The following is a 19,655-nucleotide window of genomic DNA, read 5'->3' on the forward strand; positions in this document are numbered from 1 at the left end:
GCAACGAGGATGGACACGATGCAGGAAGTGAAAGTGACGAAGGGTTCGGTAACGGGCATGGCAACGCGCGCGTTGCGCCGCCGCGTCGGCGTGGTGGCGAGCGCCGTCGCGCTGTTGTGCGCCGGCACGGCGCTATCGGTGCCGTCGCAGGCATGGGCGGAAAGCGATGCGGTCAAGGAGCTGGCCGCGCCGCCGCCGATCCAGCTGCCGCTGAAGCCGAGCCCGGAGTTCGCGAAGTTTCCGCGCTACGTGGGCACGCTCGGCGCGCGGCCGATCGTGCTGCGGCTCGGGCCCAAGACCGACGATCCGTCCGGCGTGCACGGCGAGTATCAGTACACCGATACCGGCGAGGTGATCCTGATCGCTGGCGATCGCGACGGCGATACGCTCGAAGTCGAGGAATCGAACGACGGCACGCATATCACCGGCAACTGGGTCGGCAAGTTCGCGGCGGACGGCTCGCTCGAAGGCGACCGCATGAACGTCGACGATTCGAACCCGCAGGCATTCAACCTGAAACCGCCGGCGGCGGGGCAGACGGGACAGGCGGTGCCAGCGGCCAAGGCTGCGACCCCAGCTCCGCAACCGGCCGCCGCGGTCAATGGCGCGACTGCAGCTCCCGCGTCCGCTGCCGGCGGACATCCGGTGGGCGGCGTCAGCAACCTGCAAACCGGCGACTGACGCGCTCGCGTGCCGGGCCTCCGGATGGTGCGGCGCAGACGCAGTGTCAGTCCCGCTTCCCTGTGTTTTTGATCGAGCTTCACATGACTGAATCCAAACTCAATCGCGGTCTGCAAACCCGCATCGTGCACGCCAAGGACCAGATCACGCCAGGCTTCGAATCGTTCTCGACCCCGATCACGCGCGCGTCGACGGTGGTGTTCCCGGACCTCGCCGCGATGCGCGCGCTCGACTGGAAGAACGACGCGCAATGGCGCTACGGCCTGCATGCGACGCCCACGCAGATCGCACTCGCGCAGCGCCTCGCCGCGATCGAGGGCGGCAGTCATGCGCTGCTGCAGCCGTCGGGGCTGTCGTCGATCTCGAACGTGTACTTCGGTCTTTTGAAGGCCGGCGACGACGTGCTGATCCCCGATAACGTCTACTCGCCCAACCGCGACCACGGCGACTGGCTCGCGCGCGATTTCGGCATCACGGCGCGCTACTACGATCCGCTGATCGGCGCGGGCATCGCCGGTCTGATCCGGCCGAACACGCGGCTGATCTGGATCGAGGCGCCGGGCTCGGTGACGATGGAAGTGCCCGACGTGCCGGCCATCACGGCGGCCGCGCGCGCGCACAACGTCGTCACCGCGATCGACAACACGTGGTCCGCAGGTCTCGCGTTCCGGCCGTTCGACCACGGCGTCGACATTTCGGTGCAGGCGCTGACCAAATACCAGTCGGGCGGCGGCGACGTGCTGATGGGCGCGACGATCACAGTCGAGCGCGACGTGCATGTGAAGCTGAAGGCGGCGCGCATGCGCATGGGCATCGGCGTGTCCTCGGACGACTGCTCGCTGATTCTGCGCAGCCTGCCGAGCATGCAGCTGCGCTTCGCGCAGCACGATCGCGCGGCGCTGTCGCTCGCGGCGTGGTTGAAGAGCCGGCCGGAAATCGTCGCGGTGCTGCATCCGGCGCTCGCCGACTGTCCGGGGCACGAAGTGTACAAGCGCGATTTCACCGGCGCGGGCGGCCTGTTCTCGGTCGTGTTCGACGAGCGGTACAGCGCGGCGCAGATCGACACGTTCTGCGAATCGCTCGAACTGTTTTCGCTCGGCTGGAGCTGGGGTGGCGCGCACAGCCTCGCGATGCCGTACGTCATCGCGTCGATGCGCACGGCGGCGCAGTGGCCGTATCGCGGCACGCTGGTGCGCTTCTATATCGGTCTCGAGGACGAGGCCGATCTACGCGCGGATATCGAGCAGAGCCTCGCAGCACTCGCTTAACGCGCGTCAGCGCTGCCCGGTACGGTGGTTCGAGAAGCCCGCTGGGACGCGTTCCCGGCGGGCTTCCTTGTTTCGGGCATCGAGCAAACCTGAGCATTCGGCCGAAGGTTCGATGCCGCGACGCGACACTACGATGGCCGCAGCTTCAAAGCACCCGCAGCAAGCCGTCCAGTCCCACGAAATTGAACGACACGCTGGCTGCTTCGCGCACCACCGGTTTCGCGCGGAATGCAACGGAGAGTCCCGCTTCGGCCATCATCTTCAGGTCGTTCGAGCCGTCGCCGATCGCAATTGCGCGCGACGGTTCGATGCCGAGCGTCGCGCAGGTTTCGCGCAGCGTGCGCGCTTTCACGTCGGCATTGACGATCTCGCCACTCACGTTGCCCGTCAGCTTGCCGTCGATGATTTCGAGCGTGTTCGCACGCGTGAAATCGAGGCCGAGGCGCGCCTTCAGCTTCGCGGTGAAGAACGTGAAGCCGCCCGACACGAGCAGCGTTTTCAGGCCCGCCTGCTTCGCGCCGGCAAGCATGCGTTCGGCGCCCGGCGAGAACTGCAGCCGCTCGTCGTACACGCGCTCGAGCGCGCTGGCGTCGAGCCCCTTCAGCAACGCGACGCGACGCGTCAGGCTTTCGTTGAAGTCCCTGATCTCGCCGCGCATCGCAGCCTCGGTGATCGCCGCGACTTCGGCTTTGAGCCCGCAGAAATCGGCGATTTCGTCGATGCACTCGATCGTGATCAGCGTCGAATCCATGTCCATCGTGACGAGGCCAAAGTCGCGCAACTGACGGCCGGCTTCGACAAACGCGTAATCGAGTTGATGCGTGTAGCAATACGCTTCGACGTCGGCGCGCTGCGCGAGCTTCGCATCGGCGATGCGAATGGCGTTCGCGTCGATGACGGCGGCGTGCGAGCCGCGCGCGAGCGCGACGAGCGTTTTATGGTGGTCGGCGGAAAGGGGGGCGACGCTTTGAATGACGAGGTTCATGGACGACCAGTGACGCGGGAATGAGGCGCGTGGCGCGCGGAAAATCCCGCTATTGTATCGGTTCCGTGGATTGCGCCGTCGCGGCCGGCTGTGCCGGGATTGCCGGGTTTGCCGTTCAATCCGGCGGTGCGCGGTTCATACCGACGCATCGGATCGGGGGCACCAGGAATGCCGTAGCTTTTGCCGCCGCATCGCAAGACTTACAGCCCCATGACAGCACGCCGCCGCGCCGACCGGGTCATGCTTCATTCGTGGCAACCGCGTAAAGCGCGCTGAAACGCGGGCACGCTTGCTGCTTCGCCTGATATCTCAGGCCCATGGGACAGGGGAGCGCGCGATGGCACACATGATCTGGAAGGGCGCAATCAGCTTCGGGCTCGTCCATGTACCGGTTCAGCTTTATCCGGCGACGCAGTCGGAGAAAGTCGGCTTCAATCTGCTCGACAAGCGCACGATCGACCCGGTCGGCTATAAGCAGATCAACAAGCGCACCGGCAAGGACGTGACCCGCGACAACATCGTGCGCGGCTTCGAGTACGAGAAAGACCGCTACGTCGTACTGTCGGACGACGAAATCCGCTCGGCGAACCCGGAGTCGACGCAGACAGTGGACATCCTCGCGTTCGTCGACGCCCCCGACATCTCGTTTCTCTATCTCGACACGCCGTATTTCCTGACCCCCGACCGCAAGGGCGAAAAAGTCTATGCGCTACTGCGCGAGGCGATGACGTCGTCGGGCAAGGTCGGCGTCGCGAGTGTCGTGCTGCATAACAAGCAGCATCTGGCGGCGCTGATTCCGCTCGGTCCCGTGCTGGCGTTGAACACGCTGCGCTGGGCCACCGAAGTGCGGAGCCTCGACGAATTCAAGGTGCCGCCCGAAGGCATGAAGGCTGCCGGCGTGTCGGCGAAGGAACTCGACATGGCGAAAAAGCTGATCGACGACATGAGCGAGACGTGGGACCCGACGCAGTATCACGATACGTTTCGCGACGACATCATGGCGCTCGTCGAGCGCAAGGTTCGCGCGGGCAAGACCGAGGAGATCACCGAAGTCGAAACGCCGCGCGAGTCGCGCAAGTCCGCCGACATTCTCGACCTGTCCGATCTGCTGCGGCGCAGCCTCGGCCGCGGCAAGGACAAGCAGGCCGCTGCGGGCCGCAAGCGCACCGCCGACGAGGACGAGGATCAGGCCGGCAGCGAGGCTGGGTCTGATGAAGAGGTGGCCGCGCCCGCGCGCAAAAAGCCTCGCGCCGCGGGCACGGCGCGCAGTCGCAGCGGTAGTGGCGGCAGCGGGGGCACGACATCGAAAACCACGGCAACCTCCCGCAAACGGCGCGCGGCGGCCTGAGCGCGCGGCCGACCCGCCAATCGCACCCTCCGCACTGGAGTCATCGCCATGAACGACCGACTCGAGCACTATCACCGCAAACGCCGCTTCGAGGACACGCCGGAGCCGGCCGGCGCGACGACCCCCAAGCGCGCCGCGAGCAAGACCGGCAGGAGCGCCACGCGTGCCGCGCCCGACGCGCTGTCCTACGTGATCCAGGAGCACCACGCACGGCGTCTGCACTACGACTTCCGGCTCGAACTGAACGGCGCGCTGCTGTCGTGGGCGATTCCGAAGGGGCCGAGCCTCGACCCCTCGGTCAAGCGGCTCGCGGTGCACGTCGAGGATCATCCGGTCGAATACGGTACGTTCGAGGGCGAGATTCCGCCCGGCAACTACGGCGCGGGTACCGTGATCGTGTGGGATCGCGGCACCTGGGAGCCGGCGGGCAGCGCGGCCGAAGCCGCGCGATCGTACGCGGCCGGCAAGCTCAAGTTTCATTTGCACGGCGAGAAGCTGCACGGCGGCTGGACGCTAGTACGCAGCCATATGCGCGGCAGCGGCGACAAGGAACAATGGCTGCTGATCAAGGAGCGCGACGAGCAGGCGCGCGACGAAAGCGACTACGACGTGCTGGAAAAGCTGCCGGGCAGCGTGCTGGCCGACGGGCCTTCGAAACGCAGGAGCACGAAGCAAGCGAAGGCGGACACGAAAGCAGACACGAAAGCGTCGGGCGACGGCAAAGCCACGAGCCCAGGCAAGCCGGCGCGATCCGCATCCTCGCGCCGCGTGGCCGATCCCAAACGCCCCGACATCGTCGCGACGCGCAGCGCGCAGTCGCTACGCGAACTCGCCGCGTCGCCATCGATAGAAGGCGCGGTCAAAGCCGCATTGCCCGCGAGCCTGACGCCGGAGCTGGCGACGCTGGTCGACAGCGCGCCGCCAGGCGACGACTGGCTCTACGAAATCAAGTTCGACGGCTACCGCGTGCTCGCGCGCATCGACCATGCATCGAAAGCGAAGGGCGGTGCCGTCAGCGTGTTGACGCGCAACGGCAACGACTGGACCGCGAAGTTCAGCAAGCAGGTCGAGGCCTTCGCATCACTCGACGTGCAAAGCGCGTGGCTCGACGGCGAAGCGGTCGTGCTCGATGAACGCGACGTGCCCAACTTCCAGTTGCTGCAAAACGCGTTCGACGCGAATCGCCCGCAGGACATTGTGATCTATCTGTTCGATCTGCCGTTCCTGAATGGCTACGACCTGCGCGGCGTACCGCTCGAACAGCGTCGCGCAATCTTGCACGCGCTGCTCGAAGGCGTCGACGATCGGGTGCTGCGCTTCTCGAACGACTTCGCGTTCAGCGCTGACGAACTGCTCAAGAGCGCGTGCGACATGGCGCTCGAAGGCATCATCGGCAAGCGGCGTGACAGCAGCTATGTGTCGGGCCGCTCGCCGTCATGGATCAAGCTGAAGTGCCGGCGCCGCCAGGAGTTCGTGATCGGCGGGTACTCGGAGCCTGGGGGCAGCCGCGCGGCGTTCGGCGCGCTGCTGCTTGGGGTCTATGACGGCGATGGACGGCTGCGGTACGCGGGGCGCGTCGGCACGGGCTTCGACGCCGCGCTGCTGCGCTCGGTCAAACAGGCGCTCGATGCGCACCCGAGCAAGCGCATGCCATTCGCGAGCGCGCCGAGCGAGCGCAGCCGCACGCCCGTGCATTGGGTCGAGCCGGTGCTCGTCGCCGAATGCAACTTCGCCGAATGGACCAGCGACGGCATCGTGCGCCAGGCGTCGTTCGTCAGCCTGCGCGACGACAAACCGGCGCGCCAGATCGTCAGGGAAACCGCCCGACAAGGAGCCGACGTGCAACAGCAAACCGAAACCGCTTCCGACGATACGTCGCAAACAGGCGCGCCGAAAAAGCGCGTGGCTAAAAAGACCGCCGACACCGCGAAGACCGCCAGGGCCGCCGCCACGGAAAGCGCGCCGGCCCGAACCACGGCAACCCGCTCGCGCGCGCACAGCGAAATTGCCGGCGTGCGCATCTCGCATCCCGATCGCGTGATCGACAAAAGCAGCGGCGCAAGCAAGCTCGAACTGGTGCAGTACTACGAATCGATCGCCGAATGGATGCTGCCGCATTTGCGCGAGCGGCCCGTCGCGCTGGTGCGCGCGCCCGAGGATATCGGCGGCGAGCTGTTCTTCCAGAAGCACAGTCAGAAGCTGGCGATTCCGCACGTCACGCAGCACGAGGGACTCGATCCGGGGCATCCACCGCTGATCACGATCGACACGCCCGCCGCGCTGGTCGGCGCCGCGCAGATGGGCACCGTAGAATTTCATACGTGGAATGCGGTCGCGTCGAATATCGAAATGCCCGATCGCGTGGTGTTCGACCTCGATCCGGACCCGTCGCTCGGCTGGGAACGCATGGTCGAGGCCGCGCAACTGACCCGCTCGCTGCTCGACGAACTGGGCCTGAAGTCGTTCTGCAAGACGAGCGGCGGCAAGGGCTTGCACGTGATCGTACCGCTCGCGAAGCAGGCCGGCTGGGACGAAGTGAAGGCTTTCTCACAGGCGGTCGCGCAGCATATGGCGACGACGTTGCCGCAGTACTTCAGCGCAAAGATGGGCGCGCAGAATCGCAAGAAGAAAATTTTCATCGACTATCTGCGCAACAACCGCGGCTCGAGCACGGTGGCCGCATTCTCGGTGCGCGCGCGGCCGGGGCTAGGCGTGTCGGTGCCGCTCGCGTGGGACGAACTCGACAGCACGACTAGCGGTGATCAATGGAACATCCGCAACGTCCACGAGCGCGTGGACGGCCTCGGACGCGACCCGTGGGCCGCCTACGCGCAGACGCGTCAGCGCATCACCGCGGCGATAAAAAAACGTCTGGGCGACGCGCGATGAGCGCTCGACCGCGTGGCTGAATCCAACCCCGCGAATTCGCTGTGCGCTTAGCGCGTGAACGCGATCTCGAAGGAGCAATGGAATGAAGACCCTGCCGCAATCGACAGATGGCGACCCGCAAGTGAACCCGCAAGCCGACCCGCACGCGAAGAAGGATCCGAAGTCGTTGCAGGAAGCCGCGGTGCCGCTGCCGCATGAAACCGATCAGCATCCGGAGTCGCAGCACGAGGACGAGCCGCGCCATGTCGGCAAGCAGGCGCATGAAGATATCGAGCACGGGCAGCAGGATACCGACCGCCGCGGCGGCGACGAGTATCAGCAGCGCACGCAGAACGACTCGCATACCGATGTGAACTCGCATCGCCAGCAGCGCGGCGCGAAGCGCGGCCAGCGCTGACGCCGCGTACCGGGCGTCGCGCCTACGCGCCCGCCAGTCCGGCCGGCTCCCGATCCCAATACGGCGGATCGCCGAGATGCGCGGCGACGAAGTCGATGAACGCGACCGTCTTCGGCGGCACGAACGCGCGGCTCGGGTACACGGCCCAGATCGCGACGTCGTCCGCGAGCGGATAGCTGTCGAGCACGCTGACGAGCTCGCCGCTGCGCAGATGGCGCGCCACGTCCCATGTCGATTTCAGCGCGATGCCGAAGCCCGCGAGCAGCGCGTCGCGAATCGCCTCGCCGTTGTCGGTGACGAGGCGGCCGCTCACGCGCACGTCGAGCGTGCCGGCAGGCGTCACGAAGCGCCAGTCGCGCTGCTCCGACAGGATGATGCACTCGTGCCGCGCGAGATCCGACGGATGATGCGGCGTGCCGCGCGCGGCCAGATAGGCGGGCGCCGCGCATAGCACGCGGCGGTTGACCGCGAGCCGCCGCGCGACCAACGACGAATCCTTCAGCGCGCCGATGCGAATCGCAACATCGATTCCCGCGTCGACCAGATCGACCACCTGATCGGTCAGGCGCAGATCGACGCTCACGCCCGGATAGCGGCGCAGAAACTCACTGATCACCGGCGACACATACTGACGCCCGAACGACGACGGCATCGACACGCGCAACCGTCCCTGCGGCTCGGTCTGCGCGCGGCCGACCGATGCGCGCGCGACGGCGGCCGCGTCGAGCAGCGCCCCGGCGCGCGTCATGAACACTTCACCGTCCTGGGTGAGGCTGATGCGACGCGTGGTCCGATGCAACAGACGCGCGCCGAGCAGCTTTTCGAGTTGCGCGATCCGCGCGCTCGCGACCGCAGCCGACAAGCCGAACTCGCGCCCGGCCGCTGACACATTGGCGAGCAGAGCGGCGCGCACGAACAGCGCGACGTCGAGCAGATCGAGCCGTTCGCGCTTGCTGGGCAGGGACCGGCCGGCCGGGTCTGAACGATTCATTATTCTGAAAAACCAAAAGATGTTTCAGTGATTATGACTGTTTTATCAAAGTAACAACCATCCTACGATGTGGGTCGTGTGTGCACTTCAACCGAACCAACCAGGAGCAGCCATGAAAGCCGTCGGACTCTACCGTTATCTGCCGATCGATGACGCCGAAGCGCTCGTCGACATCGAGATCCCGAAACCCGAAGCGACCGGCCGCGATCTGCTGGTCAAGGTCGAAGCCATTTCCGTGAACCCGGTCGACACCAAGGTGCGCGCGCCGAAAGACACCGTCGAAAAGACGCCGCGCGTGCTCGGCTGGGATGCGGCCGGCACTGTCGTCGCAGCCGGGCCCGAGGTCACGCTGTTCGAGGTCGGCGATCCGGTGTTCTATGCGGGCAGCATTACGCGGCCGGGCGCCAACAGCGAGTTTCATCTGGTGGAAGAACGGATCGTCGGGCACAAGCCGGCGTCGCTCGATTTCACGCACGCGGCCGCCTTGCCGCTGACCGCGATCACCGCGTGGGAAGCCTTGTTCGATCGCCTCGGCGTCTCGCCGCAGGGCGCCGACGAAGGCCGCACGGTACTGGTTTTCGGCGGCGCGGGCGGGGTCGGCTCGATCGGCATCCAGCTCGCGAAGCAGCTCGGCAAGCTGAAGGTGATCGCGACCGCGTCGCGGCCCGAATCGGCGAAATGGGCACGGGAGCTCGGCGCGGATCACATCGTCAATCACTTCGGCGACCTACCCGCGCAGATGAAGGAGATCGGCATCGAGCAGGTCGACTACGTGCTGATCTTCAACGACACCGATCCCAATTTCCCGGCCGCCGCGCAGCTGATCAAACCGCAAGGCGGCATCTGCACGATCGTCGAGAACAGCGCCGCGCTGCCGGTCGACTTGCTGAAGGCGAAGAGCGCCGCGTTTCACTGGGAGTTCATGTTCACGCGCTCGATGTTCGGCACACCCGACATGATCGAGCAGCACAAACTGCTGACCGAGGTTGCGCGCCTCGTCGATGCGGGCACGTTGCGCACGACGCTCGGCCAGCACCTAGGCGGCATCAACGCCGAGAATCTGCGCCGCGCGCATCGGCTGCTCGAACAAGGTCGCGCGATCGGCAAGCTGGTGCTGACCGGCTTTTGAGATGAAATCGACGCGCAGAAAGCGCGTCGCCGCAAGCGGGTTAACACCCGAGCCGACGCGACACGCGCGGTAGCGCGCTTGGCGTTAGACTGACGACGCAGCATGCCAAAACGGTTGCGTGTCTTGCGGCGCGGCAAGCCGGTACGAACCGGCCGGTCCCTGGCAGTGCGCGAACAGTGCACAGGCAGTCGCGTCGGCGCGAGCGCGCAGCGGCACAACAACGAGGTGACAGTATGAGCTTGAGCTTCAAACTCTCCGCCGTTTCCGTTGTCGCTTCTCTCGCCTGCGCACTGGTGCCGGCTGCTCGCGCAGCCACGCCGATCACGGTGACCAACCAGGCCGCGCTCGACGGTCCGATTCGCTACACCGTTCGCGTCACGTCGAAACAGTTCGGCAATTCCCAGGAGACCCGCACGATCCGCTCCGGCGAATCGGACGACTTCACGTGGAAGACCGTGCCGCCTGGCGGTCCGGTCGCCGCGACGGACGCGTGCCCGGACTATTCGTCGCTGCCGGTCGACGCGAATGGCGCGATGATCCGCCAGACGCAAATTCGCTTCGCGCCGGTGGTGTCGAGCGACGGCACCGCGACCGTGCAGTTGAGCTTCCAGGCCCAGACGCCGCATGGCGTGAAAACCGTGACGAGCGGCGGCAAGACGCTCAAGTGTCCGAACGATGTGCGCATGAGCCAGATCGTGCGTTTCACGATGCCGGTCAACGGCACGACCAAAACGCTGACGCTGAGCGACGGCACCGAGGTCGCTGTTACCGCGAAGCGTTGAACGCTTGCACGCGCGCGGCCGAGCGTCGCGTGCGCCCAGTGGCACGCGCTGGCGCGTGATGCTGGCGAGTCATCCTTTACGCGCGTCACGCTCAACGAGCCGCGCCGGCAAGAACTGATGCTCGGCCGAAAAGAGTCGCCGGTACGTGAGCAGCACCGCGCCCACGGTGCCTAGCGCCGACGCCGCCGCGATCAGAAACATGATGACGATCTGATAGCGCACCGCCTGCAATGGCGACTGCCCGGCTAGCACCTGACCGGTCATCATGCCCGGCAAACTGACGACGCCGACCACCGCCATCTGGTTCAACGTCGGCATCATGCCCGCGCGCACCGCCTGGCGCGCCGGCACCTGCGCGGCCTCCCAGCGCGTCGCGCCGAGCGCGAGCGCCATGTCGACGCGATCGCGCCGCGCGGTCAACTCCTCGGTCATCCGCTCGATGCCAAGCGACACGCCGGTCAGCGTGTTGCCGAGGATCATGCCGAGAATCGGTATCGCATACTGCGGCGCATACCACGGATGGATGCGGATCACGACGAACAGTCCCACCGCGGCAACCAGCCACGAACTGACCCAGATCGATAGCACGCTGTCGGCGCGTTGCCCGGCATAGGTGCGGCTGCCGCGTTGCGCGCCGGCGAAGCCGGCGATCAGCGTCATCACGATCATCAGCGGCAGCACGACGTACCAGCGATCGAAACGGAACACCCAGCCGAGCACGTAGCCGATCGCGAGCAGCTGGACGACGGTGCGCACCGCGGCCCATGCGAGCTTGCGCTCGAGATCGAGCTTCAGCGCGACCGATACCGCGCCATTCACGACGATCAGCAGCGTCGCGATCGCGACGTCCCACAAGCTCAGATTCTGCAGGCTCATGAGCGAGGCTCCCGGGGCAAGTCCGCGGCGGCATGTCGGTCCGCGTCACGCCGCACGGCAGTTTCTTCGGCCAGTACGCCGGCGCACATCGTCAGATGCCGTTTGCTCATACGTGCCGCCTGCTCCATATCGTGCGACACCCACATCGACGCGTGGCGTTCCGGCGCGGCATCGAACCACGCCCGCACGAGCGCTTCGATTGCGCGCGTCGACGCCGGGTCGAGCGATGCGGTCGGCTCGTCGAGCAGCAGCACTTCGGGCGCGAGTTGCAGCACGCGGATCAGCGCGGCGATCTGCGCTTCGCCACCCGACAGCTCGCTCGCGCGCTTGCCGAGAAAGTCCTCGCCGCGGCCGGCCTGGATGGCCAGCCCGGCCGCGCGCACGCGATCGAAGCGCACATCGCGATACGCGCGTAGCTCGAACGGATAGCGCAGATTGTCTTCGACGCTGCCGTCGATCAGCGCGGGCCGCTGCCGGATATACGCGACGCCGCGCCGGTAGCGCGGAATCGCCGCGCGCTCGACCGGCGCGCCATGCCATAGGATACGCCCCGCATCGATCGGATCGAGCAGCGCGAGCGCGCGCAGAAACACGCTCTTGCCGGAGCCGGACGGTCCGGTAACCGCGACGCGCTCGCCGGCGCGCAGTGCGAAGGTGGTCGGCTGCAACAGCGTCTGGCCGCGCTGCGCGTCGCGCCGTACGATGCCGTCGGCGAGGACGAAGGGAACATCGGTCATGGTTGGAACATCGTGGGGAGCGGGTACTGGTCGGTCTGTCGGAAAAGCGTGCGCCATGATAAAACGACGAGGCGCGACGAGGCGCGACAACGCACGAAAACGCACGACAAGCAGCGCGGCGATTCATGGTCGCGCGCCGGGCACGATAACTGCTGCATCGTGCACAACGTAGAAAAATACGCGGAGCCTTTCAATGTCAGGGTCGAGCAGCACCGGACGACGGGTCGGAAAAATCTTTGCCTGGCTGCTGGCCGCGCTCGTGATCCTGATCGTCGCGCTCGTCATCTTCATCCTGACTTTCGACTGGAACCGCGCGCGGCCCTACATCGACGATAAGGTCAGCCAGGCGATCGGCCGGCCGTTCGCGATCAACGGCGATCTGAAGGTGGGCTGGCGTCACCCGGTCGGCGAAACCGGCTGGCGCGGCTGGGTGCCTTGGCCGCGCTTCTCGGCGGCCAACATCACGATCGGCAATCCCGACTGGACCAAACAGCCGCAGTTCGCGACGCTCGACGAGATCGACTTCGAGGTCGAGGTACTGCCGCTGCTCGCGCACGACATCGTGATTCCGGCGATCAATCTCGTCAATCCGTCGGTCGATCTCGAACGTCTGCTCGACGGGCGCAACAACTGGACCTTCAAGCTGCCGTCGTCGAGCGGACCGTCCGAGTGGAAGCTCGATTTGCACGATATCGCGTTCGCGAAGAGCAATATCGCGCTGGCGGATCAGCAGAAGAAGATCGAAGTGCAGATGGTCGTCGATACGCTCGGGCAGCCCATCCCGATCGGCGACGCGCTGAGGCAGCAGGAGGCGGCCTCGCGCAGCGCGTCGGCGCAGGCGGTCGGCCGCGCGGGCGCGAGCGAGCTCGCCGCGCAGGCCGAGGCACAGGCGGCCTCGGAGGCGAAGGCGGCTTCCGCGGCGGCGGCTTATGAAGCGGCGGTGCAGGCATCGGGCGCATCGGGCGCGTCCGTAACGTCAGGCGTGGCCGCGAGTTCCGGCGCGCTCGCGACGAGCGGCGCCGCCGCGCCAGCGGAAGCCATCAGCGGGAGCGCCGGCTCCGCCGCGGCGGTATCGGGGGCGAGCGGCACCGCACCGGGCGCCAGGCGCCCGACGCCGCTTTATGCGATCGGCTGGACCGTCAAGGGCACCTACAACCGCACGCCGGTTTCGGGCAGCGGCAAGTTCGGCGGCGTGCTCGCGCTGCAGGATGCGAACCGGCCATTCCCGGTGCAGGCCGACGTCAAAGCCGGCGACCTGCATATCGCCTTCGTCGGCACGATCACCGATCCGGCGCATCTCGCGGCGCTCGATCTGCGTCTCTGGCTGCAGGGCAACAGCATGGCGCGCCTGTATTCGCTGACCGGCGTGACCTTGCCCGAGACGCCGCCGTACGCGACCGAGGGTCGTCTGATCGGTCAGTTCAAATCGGGTGGCAACGTGTTCACGTATGAAAACTTTACAGGCCGGGTCGGCGGCAGCGATCTGAACGGTTCGTTGACCTATACCGCGCGCCAGCCGCGTCCGCTGCTGGCGGGTGAGCTCGAGTCGTACCTGTTGCAGTTCTCCGATCTCGCACCGGTGATCGGCGCCGATTCGAACGCGAGCAAGGCCAGGCGCGGCGACGCCGCCCGGCAGCCGGGCAACCGCGCGTTGCCGGTCGAGGAGTTCCGCACCGAGCGCTGGAAGGCGATCGACGCCGACGTCAAGTTCACCGGCCGGCGCATCATCAAGAACTCGAACCTGCCGATCACGGATCTGTACACGCACGTCGTGATGACCGACGGCGTGCTGTCGCTCGTACCGCTGAAGTTCGGCGTCGCGGGCGGTTCGCTCGCGTCGGACATTCATCTCGATGGCAGCGCGGCGCCGCTGAAGGGCCGCTTCGCGATGTCGGCGCGGCACGTCAAGCTGAAGCAATTGTTCCCGAGCTTCAAGACGATGCAGAACGCGCTCGGCGAGATCAACGGCGATGCGTCGCTGTCCGCGACCGGTAATTCGCCGGCAGCGCTCGCGGCGACTTCGAACGGCGAGTTGAAGGCGCTCGTGACCGACGGCACCGTGAGCCGTCTGCTGATGGAGGCGGCCGGGCTCAACGTCGCGAACGTCGTGTATGAAAAGCTGTTCGGTACTAGCGACGTGAAGATCAATTGCGCGGCTGCCGATTTCGTCGCGACCGACGGCGTGCTCGAAGCGCGCGTGTTCGCGCTCGACACCGGCGACGCGGTGATCAACATCGACGGTCACGTGAATCTGCGCGACGAGACGATGGACCTTGGCGTGCATCCGCATACGAAGGGCTTCCGGGTCTTTTCGCTGCGCTCGCCGCTGTACGTGAAGGGCACCTTCAAGGATCCGCACGTCGGCGTCAATGCGGCCGCGCTCGCGTTGCGTGGCGGCGCGGCGGTCGGGCTCGGGCTGATCAATCCGTTCGCGGCGCTGATTCCGCTGCTCGCGCCGAGCAACAACAAGCCGCTGCCGTGCGCGCAATTGCTCGCGCAAGTGCGGCAGATGCCGACGGCGCCGCCGCCTGGCGTCAGGCAACAGCCGAAGGCGGCGATGTCGCTCGAGGGCGCGCCGGTCAACAAGTCTCGGTGAAGCGAAGAGAACGACCTGTCAGTAGCCCTGAACTTCGGGGCGCCTGATCGGCCTATCTGAGCGAGCGTGGTGTTGCATCACCCGACGCATCCTGGCGACGCACGCCGCGGCGGGTACCGATCCGCGTCGCGCCGAACTCCGTCAGAATCTTGCCGCGCGCACGGCTCGCGAACACGAGGAAGCCGAAGCCGTCGGCCTCATACCAGTAGCCGCCGTTCTCGAGACCGTCGAGCGGCTGCTCCAGCGCGTTGGTAATGGATTCGATGCAGCGCCGCCGCAATTCGGCCGGCGCGGGGTAGGGTGGCTGTGCGCCGCGCACACTGCATAGAAGCACGTCGAGTCCGGGCAGCACGTGTGCATAGAGCACCGGTTCGTCCTGCGCGCGAGCCCGCGCGATCTTGGTGTCGAGTTGACTGAATGGCTTGAAATGCCGCAGAACCGCGAGGAACGACTCGTCGCCGTCCACCTTCGCGCGTCGACGCTTTTTCGGGAAGGACATAAAAATTCGCCTGAAAAAGAATTGCAAGAAACGCTGCGTCCTCATGCGACCACTCCCGGCTTTCGCGCGCCGCACGTCGATCTTTTATAGCATACGACAAGGCTGGATTCACGATGATTCGACGCTAGCGCATCGCCCCACCGCCTCCCGCACGAATCATGCCGAACCGCCTCGCCGCGCGCATTCGCATCCCAGCACACCTTGTCTCCATCATAGACGCAGGCGGCGCGGAAAAAACATCCCATCCCAATAAAAAAGTCATTTTTGTGTGGTCGAGCGCTTGCTGTCGCGCCGTTGAAATATCCGCGATTCACGTCGATAATGACCCGTCCGGCCGCGCTGCGCCCGCTTTACTGCGGGCCACGGGTGCGCGCGAGCCCGGCCGTTCGAGTGACAGCCTGAATCACAGCCTGAACGCCCTGACGGAACCATGAAACTATTCACCAAAGGTCTGTTGCTGATCGCGGTACCGAGCGCGGTCGAACTCGCGCTGCTCGGGGTCGTCTTCGACACGCAGGCGCGAACCGCGCAGGCCGCGCGATGGGTCGACAACAGCAAGCAGATCCTCTATCAATCGTCGGCCATTGTCGATCCGCTGCTGCGTCAGACCGCGCGTGTGCGCACGGCGATGGTGACGGGCAACGCATCGCTGATCGACCGCCACGCGGTGTGGGTCGACCTGAACGACCGGCTCGCGAAGCTCGAGGCGCTGGTCGCCGAAACGCCGCCGCAGGCCGAGCGCGTACGCAGCATGCGGCGCGCGATCGACGCGTATCGCGAACAGAGTGTCGCGATCTCGCAGGCTTTACACGAGGGCCGCAGTCTACGCCCCTATATCGCGCTCGAAACCGACGCGTTGCCGGAGCGGGTCGCCGTGTTCCGCGACGAGCTGGCGCAGTTCGGCGCGGCGGCGTCGGAGCTCGACGTCGAGCGCTCGACCGCGCTCGCCGAGCGGCGCGAGCTTCAGCAGCGTACGCTGATCGCCGCGGTGTTCGGCTCGATGCTGATCTGGGCGATGACCGCCTTCGTGTTCGCGCGTGGTATCGGCCAGCGCCTCGAAGTGCTGACCGATAACGCCGAGCGGCTAGGCAGCGGCCGGCCGCTCGCGGCGCCGTTGTCAGGCAGCGACGAAATCGCCGCGCTCGACATGGTGCTGCATCAGACCGATACGCGTCTGCGCGAGGCGGAAGCCGGGCAGCAGGCCCTGAAGACGGAGCTCGAGGCACGTGCGCGTGAACTAGCGGAAGTCAATGAGGAATTGCGCCAGGAAACGCAGGACAACGAGATGTTCATCGATAGCGTGTCGCACGATCTGCGCTCGCCGCTCGTCAATCTGCAGGGGTTTTCCAGGGAGCTGCACGTGTCGTGCGACGAACTCGACGGCCTCGTCGCGCAGGCTCGTCTGCCTGAAAACGAACAGCGGCGCATGACGCAGATCCTCGATGGCGACGTGCGCGAGTCGTTGCGTTATCTGCGCACCGCTGTCGCGCGCGCGGCGGCGATCATTGATGCGCTGTTGCGCATCTCGCGCGCGGGACGGCTCGACTACCAGTGGCAGCGGGTCAGTGTCGGGCGCGCGGTGGCGCGGGCCGTCGATGCGTTGCAAGGCACGATCGACCAGCGCGCGGCGAGCGTCACGGTGCGCGAGCTGCCGCCCGCATGGGGCGATCCGGCGGCGGTCGAGCAGATCTTCAGCAATCTGATCGGCAATGCGCTGACCTTCCTCGATCCGACGCGCCGCGGACGCATCGAGATCGGCGCGCTCGCGCCCGAACCCGTCGACGAAAACGAGCCGCGAGCGGTCCGCATGCGCACCTATTACGTCCGCGACAATGGGCTCGGCATTCCGGCCGCATATCTGTCGAAGGTGTTTCGCGCGTTCCAGCGTCTGCATGTGGACGTCGCGAGCGGCGAGGGGATCGGCCTCGCGGTGGTGCGGCGCACGGTCGAGCGGCACGGCGGGCGCGTCTGGGTCGAATCGGCCGAAGGCGCGGGATCGACCTTTTTCGTGGTGCTGCCCGAGCGGCCGGTGCGCCTGTGAGCGCGGCGCATGCCGGCGCGGGCATTGCCTCTGCCAGCCGGCGAGCGGCATGGATGACGAATCGTTGGCACGGAGAGCTTATGAGTCACGCGCGAACGGTCAGCGTCGTTCTGATCGAAGATGACGACGGCCACGCGACGCTCGTGCGGCGCAATCTGCGCGAAATTGCGCGCTGCTACGAGCTGGGTTGCAACGTCTATATCTGCAAGCCGGTCGAATACGAGGCGTTCATCGAGGCCGTGCGCCGGCTCGGTTTATTCCTGCAAGTGGTCAAGCTGCCGCCGGGGCATCGGCTCGCGTCCCCCTGAAGCTGTCCGAAAGCCGTTCATGACAAGATAAGCGCTGAACTCAGCCAGAGAGCACCTGCATGACCGAAGAAGTGTCCACCTCGCACGCCGCGTATGTGCTCGTCGTCGATGACGACGAGGGCATCTTGCGGCTCGCGCGCAAGTCGCTCGAACGCGCCGGCTGCCGGGTGGCGATCTGCGCCGGAGTCGAGGCGGCCCGCGAGCGTCTCGCGAGCGGCGGCCCCGATCTGCTCGTGCTCGACTACCAGCTGAGCGGGCCGGAGACCGGGCTCGATTTCTTCCGGCGTCTGCGCGCGGAGGGGGTGCGCGTTCCGGCGATCCTCGTGACCGGCTTCACCGACGAGTCGCGCGTGATCGACGCGCTGCGCGCGGGCGTGTCCGACGTGGTGCCGAAGGCCGGCGACTATCTCGACTATCTGCCGGAGGCCGTGGAGCGCGTGCTGTCGCAGGTGCGGCTGCAACACGCGTCCGACGAAGCGCTGCTGCTGCGCGATCGCGAGCTCCACTACCGCACGCTGTCGGAGGCGTTGCCGCATCTCGTGCTGACCTGCGACGCGGCCGGCGATTGCGACTTCCTGTCCAAGCAGTGGCACGACTACACCGGCTTGCCCGAGCACGCGTCGTACGGTCTCGCGTGGCTCAACGCCGTGCATCCCGACGATCGCGAGCCGGTCCGTCAAAGCTGGCTGAAGGCCGTCGCAAGCCGCAGCGGCGACTATCGGCATGAGCTGCGGATTCGTCGCCACGACGGCGAATACCGCTGGTTCGACGTGCGTGTCGTCGCAATGCGCGACGCCGATGGCAACGTCAGCAAATGGTTCGGCAGCTGCACCGACATCCATTCGCAGCGCGAGGCGATCGAGGAGCGCGAGCGGCTGCTGGAGTCCGAGCAGGCCGCGCGCCAGGCCGCTGAAGAAGCGAATCGCGCGAAGGACCGCTTTCTCGCGATGCTGTCGCACGAGTTGCGCACGCCGCTCACGCCGGTGCTCGCGGGTGCGAGCATGCTCGAGATGATCCCGGAGCTGCCCGAGCAGGCGCGCGCGAGCGTGCGCATGATCCGCCGCAACGTCGAGCTCGAGGCGCGGTTGATCGACGATCTGCTCGATCTGACGCGCGTCGCGAACGGCAAGCTGCGGCTGTCGCTGGAGACCGTCGACGTACATGAGGTGATCGACGGCGTGCTCGAACTCTTTCGCAGCGAAATCCAGATCAAACAGCAGGACGTGCATGTCGGCAAGCACGCGACGCATCACTACGTGCTCGCCGATCGCGCGCGCCTGCAACAGATGCTGTGGAACCTGATTCGCAATGCCGCGAAGTTCACGCCGGACGGCGGCCATATCTATGTGCGCACGCGCGACGAACGCATGCAGGTGCAGATATCGGTCGAAGACACCGGCATCGGCATCGAGCCGGAGCAGATCGGCAAGCTGTTCAACGCGTTCGAGCAGGGCGACCAGAAAATGACGCGGCAGTTCGGCGGCCTGGGCCTCGGTCTCGCCATCACGAAGGCTTTGACCGACGTGCACGGCGGCACCGTGACCGCGCAAAGTCCCGGTCCGCATTGCGGCGCGACCTTCACGATCACGCTGCCGACCGCGGCCGCGCCGGCCGCGGCGCTGCCGGTGATCGTGCCGAGCATCGCGCAGCCGGCCAGCTCGCTGACGGTGCTGCTGATCGAGGATCATGCCGATACCGCCGACGTGATGGCCCAATTGATGCGCGGCCTCGGTCATCAGGTGACGGTGGTCGGGCGGATCGACGATGCGCTTGCGGCGACGCAGTTGCAGAGGTTCGATCTGGTCGTCAGCGATGTCGGATTACCGGATGGCACGGGCCTCGATTTCATCAAGATGTTTCGCGAGCATTCCGACGCGCCAGCGGTCGCGCTGACCGGCTTCGGCACCGACGAGGACGTGCGCCGTTGTTTGAGCGCCGGCTTTACTTCGCATTTGACGAAGCCTGTCAATTTCGGCCAGCTCGAAACGATGATCGACAACGCGGCGCAATTGAAGGCTCAAAAGGGATCGTGAGGCTAGATAATCCGCTGGGCTGAAAAAGGCGGGAAAACACCAAGGCCTGTTGCGACGTCAATCGCAACAGGCCTTTTTATTTCACTGACTCAGGC

17 protein-coding genes are annotated in these 19,655 nt (G+C 66.2%); 12 read left to right on the top strand and 5 right to left on the bottom strand.

The window, feature by feature from the left end; translation table 11 throughout:
* Positions 1–18: 18 nt before the first annotated feature.
* Positions 19–681 carry a hypothetical protein gene (locus tag F6X42_RS16225; RefSeq protein WP_187635196.1) on the top strand — a complete coding sequence of 221 codons (663 nt, stop codon included), beginning with the start codon at positions 19–21 and terminating at the stop codon, positions 679–681.
* 83 nt (positions 682–764) lie between these two features.
* A complete protein-coding gene (locus F6X42_RS16230; protein ID WP_187635197.1) occupies positions 765–1,949 on the top strand; it encodes a cystathionine beta-lyase in 1,185 nt (394 codons plus the stop codon).
* Between the two features lie 145 nt (positions 1,950–2,094).
* Here the strand turns inward: F6X42_RS16230 and serB are convergent, their stop codons facing one another.
* On the bottom strand, positions 2,095–2,934 hold the full coding sequence (gene serB, locus F6X42_RS16235) for a phosphoserine phosphatase SerB (protein WP_187635198.1): 840 nt from the start codon (positions 2,932–2,934) through the stop codon (positions 2,095–2,097).
* Positions 2,935–3,271: 337 nt separating this feature from the next.
* On the opposite strand from serB, the gene ku reads away from it, so the two are divergent.
* The 3 genes from ku to F6X42_RS16250 all read left to right on the top strand — a co-directional run bounded on the left by ku (position 3,272) and on the right by F6X42_RS16250 (position 7,568).
* Positions 3,272–4,282 (top strand): non-homologous end joining protein Ku, encoded by a 1,011-nt coding sequence (gene ku / locus F6X42_RS16240; RefSeq protein WP_187635199.1) that lies wholly within the window; start codon positions 3,272–3,274, stop codon positions 4,280–4,282.
* 48 nt (positions 4,283–4,330) lie between these two features.
* A complete protein-coding gene (gene ligD, locus F6X42_RS16245) occupies positions 4,331–7,171 on the top strand; it encodes a DNA ligase D (RefSeq protein ID WP_187635200.1) in 2,841 nt (946 codons plus the stop codon).
* Between the two features lie 82 nt (positions 7,172–7,253).
* Complete coding sequence (locus tag F6X42_RS16250) at positions 7,254–7,568, top strand: hypothetical protein (protein WP_187635201.1); 315 nt, start codon at positions 7,254–7,256, stop codon at positions 7,566–7,568.
* A gap of 22 nt (positions 7,569–7,590) precedes the next feature.
* Here the strand turns inward: F6X42_RS16250 and F6X42_RS16255 are convergent, their stop codons facing one another.
* Positions 7,591–8,559 (bottom strand): LysR family transcriptional regulator, encoded by a 969-nt coding sequence (locus tag F6X42_RS16255; RefSeq protein WP_187635202.1) that lies wholly within the window; start codon positions 8,557–8,559, stop codon positions 7,591–7,593.
* Positions 8,560–8,671: 112 nt separating this feature from the next.
* Here F6X42_RS16255 and F6X42_RS16260 point away from each other — a divergent pair, with 112 nt between their 5' ends.
* Together F6X42_RS16260 and F6X42_RS16265 are read left to right on the top strand one after the other, a co-directional pair.
* Positions 8,672–9,688, top strand: coding sequence for a zinc-binding alcohol dehydrogenase family protein (locus tag F6X42_RS16260; protein WP_187635203.1), 1,017 nt, complete (start codon positions 8,672–8,674; stop codon positions 9,686–9,688).
* A 233-nt stretch (positions 9,689–9,921) separates the two neighbouring features.
* Entirely contained in the window at positions 9,922–10,470 is a 549-nt protein-coding gene (locus F6X42_RS16265) for a DUF6013 family protein (protein ID WP_187635204.1), read from the top strand.
* Positions 10,471–10,539: 69 nt separating this feature from the next.
* Here F6X42_RS16265 and F6X42_RS16270 read toward each other — a convergent pair whose 3' ends face one another.
* Together F6X42_RS16270 and F6X42_RS16275 are read right to left on the bottom strand one after the other, a co-directional pair.
* Positions 10,540–11,346 carry an ABC transporter permease gene (locus F6X42_RS16270; RefSeq protein WP_187635205.1) on the bottom strand — a complete coding sequence of 269 codons (807 nt, stop codon included), beginning with the start codon at positions 11,344–11,346 and terminating at the stop codon, positions 10,540–10,542.
* Positions 11,343–12,083, bottom strand: a complete 741-nt coding sequence (locus F6X42_RS16275) for an ABC transporter ATP-binding protein (protein ID WP_187635206.1) — start codon at positions 12,081–12,083, stop codon at positions 11,343–11,345. Before F6X42_RS16275 ends, F6X42_RS16270 begins: the two co-directional genes overlap by 4 nt.
* A 193-nt stretch (positions 12,084–12,276) precedes the next feature.
* Here F6X42_RS16275 and F6X42_RS16280 point away from each other — a divergent pair, with 193 nt between their 5' ends.
* Complete coding sequence (locus F6X42_RS16280) at positions 12,277–14,679, top strand: AsmA family protein (protein ID WP_246530105.1); 2,403 nt, start codon at positions 12,277–12,279, stop codon at positions 14,677–14,679.
* A gap of 52 nt (positions 14,680–14,731) precedes the next feature.
* Here F6X42_RS16280 and F6X42_RS16285 read toward each other — a convergent pair whose 3' ends face one another.
* Positions 14,732–15,223, bottom strand: coding sequence for a hypothetical protein (locus F6X42_RS16285; RefSeq protein WP_129957323.1), 492 nt, complete (start codon positions 15,221–15,223; stop codon positions 14,732–14,734).
* Between the two features lie 113 nt (positions 15,224–15,336).
* Between F6X42_RS16285 and F6X42_RS16290 the strand changes: the two genes are divergently transcribed.
* From F6X42_RS16290 to F6X42_RS16305, 4 genes are all read left to right on the top strand, one after another.
* On the top strand, positions 15,337–15,612 hold the full coding sequence (locus F6X42_RS16290; protein ID WP_187635207.1) for a hypothetical protein: 276 nt from the start codon (positions 15,337–15,339) through the stop codon (positions 15,610–15,612).
* The gene (locus tag F6X42_RS16295; RefSeq protein WP_187635208.1) at positions 15,609–17,219 is read left to right on the top strand and encodes a sensor histidine kinase; all 1,611 of its coding nucleotides are present in this window, start codon (positions 15,609–15,611) and stop codon (positions 17,217–17,219) included. Before F6X42_RS16290 ends, F6X42_RS16295 begins: the two co-directional genes overlap by 4 nt.
* Before the next feature lie 80 nt (positions 17,220–17,299).
* A complete protein-coding gene (locus F6X42_RS16300; protein WP_187635209.1) occupies positions 17,300–17,527 on the top strand; it encodes a response regulator in 228 nt (75 codons plus the stop codon).
* A 59-nt stretch (positions 17,528–17,586) separates the two neighbouring features.
* Positions 17,587–19,560, top strand: coding sequence for a hybrid sensor histidine kinase/response regulator (locus F6X42_RS16305; RefSeq protein ID WP_187635210.1), 1,974 nt, complete (start codon positions 17,587–17,589; stop codon positions 19,558–19,560).
* The last annotated feature ends 95 nt before the right edge of the window (positions 19,561–19,655 follow it).

This window comes from Paraburkholderia podalyriae, from assembly GCF_014397785.1.
GTDB classification, from domain to species: Bacteria; Pseudomonadota; Gammaproteobacteria; order Burkholderiales; family Burkholderiaceae; genus Paraburkholderia; species Paraburkholderia podalyriae.

Excerpts from the sequence above, each read along its gene's own strand:
- F6X42_RS16225 (WP_187635196.1), top strand. The coding sequence starts at position 19 with ATGCAGGAAGTGAAAGTGACGAAGGGTTCGGTAACGGGCATGGCAACG.
- F6X42_RS16230 (WP_187635197.1), top strand. The coding sequence starts at position 765 with ATGACTGAATCCAAACTCAATCGCGGTCTGCAAACCCGCATCGTGCAC.
- serB (WP_187635198.1), bottom strand. The coding sequence starts at position 2,934 with ATGAACCTCGTCATTCAAAGCGTCGCCCCCCTTTCCGCCGACCACCAT.
- ku (WP_187635199.1), top strand. The coding sequence starts at position 3,272 with ATGGCACACATGATCTGGAAGGGCGCAATCAGCTTCGGGCTCGTCCAT.
- ligD (WP_187635200.1), top strand. The coding sequence starts at position 4,331 with ATGAACGACCGACTCGAGCACTATCACCGCAAACGCCGCTTCGAGGAC.
- F6X42_RS16250 (WP_187635201.1), top strand. The coding sequence starts at position 7,254 with ATGAAGACCCTGCCGCAATCGACAGATGGCGACCCGCAAGTGAACCCG.
- F6X42_RS16255 (WP_187635202.1), bottom strand. The coding sequence starts at position 8,559 with ATGAATCGTTCAGACCCGGCCGGCCGGTCCCTGCCCAGCAAGCGCGAA.
- F6X42_RS16260 (WP_187635203.1), top strand. The coding sequence starts at position 8,672 with ATGAAAGCCGTCGGACTCTACCGTTATCTGCCGATCGATGACGCCGAA.
- F6X42_RS16265 (WP_187635204.1), top strand. The coding sequence starts at position 9,922 with ATGAGCTTGAGCTTCAAACTCTCCGCCGTTTCCGTTGTCGCTTCTCTC.
- F6X42_RS16270 (WP_187635205.1), bottom strand. The coding sequence starts at position 11,346 with ATGAGCCTGCAGAATCTGAGCTTGTGGGACGTCGCGATCGCGACGCTG.
- F6X42_RS16275 (WP_187635206.1), bottom strand. The coding sequence starts at position 12,083 with ATGACCGATGTTCCCTTCGTCCTCGCCGACGGCATCGTACGGCGCGAC.
- F6X42_RS16280 (WP_246530105.1), top strand. The coding sequence starts at position 12,277 with ATGTCAGGGTCGAGCAGCACCGGACGACGGGTCGGAAAAATCTTTGCC.
- F6X42_RS16285 (WP_129957323.1), bottom strand. The coding sequence starts at position 15,223 with ATGAGGACGCAGCGTTTCTTGCAATTCTTTTTCAGGCGAATTTTTATG.
- F6X42_RS16290 (WP_187635207.1), top strand. The coding sequence starts at position 15,337 with ATGCCGAACCGCCTCGCCGCGCGCATTCGCATCCCAGCACACCTTGTC.
- F6X42_RS16295 (WP_187635208.1), top strand. The coding sequence starts at position 15,609 with ATGAAACTATTCACCAAAGGTCTGTTGCTGATCGCGGTACCGAGCGCG.
- F6X42_RS16300 (WP_187635209.1), top strand. The coding sequence starts at position 17,300 with ATGAGTCACGCGCGAACGGTCAGCGTCGTTCTGATCGAAGATGACGAC.
- F6X42_RS16305 (WP_187635210.1), top strand. The coding sequence starts at position 17,587 with ATGACCGAAGAAGTGTCCACCTCGCACGCCGCGTATGTGCTCGTCGTC.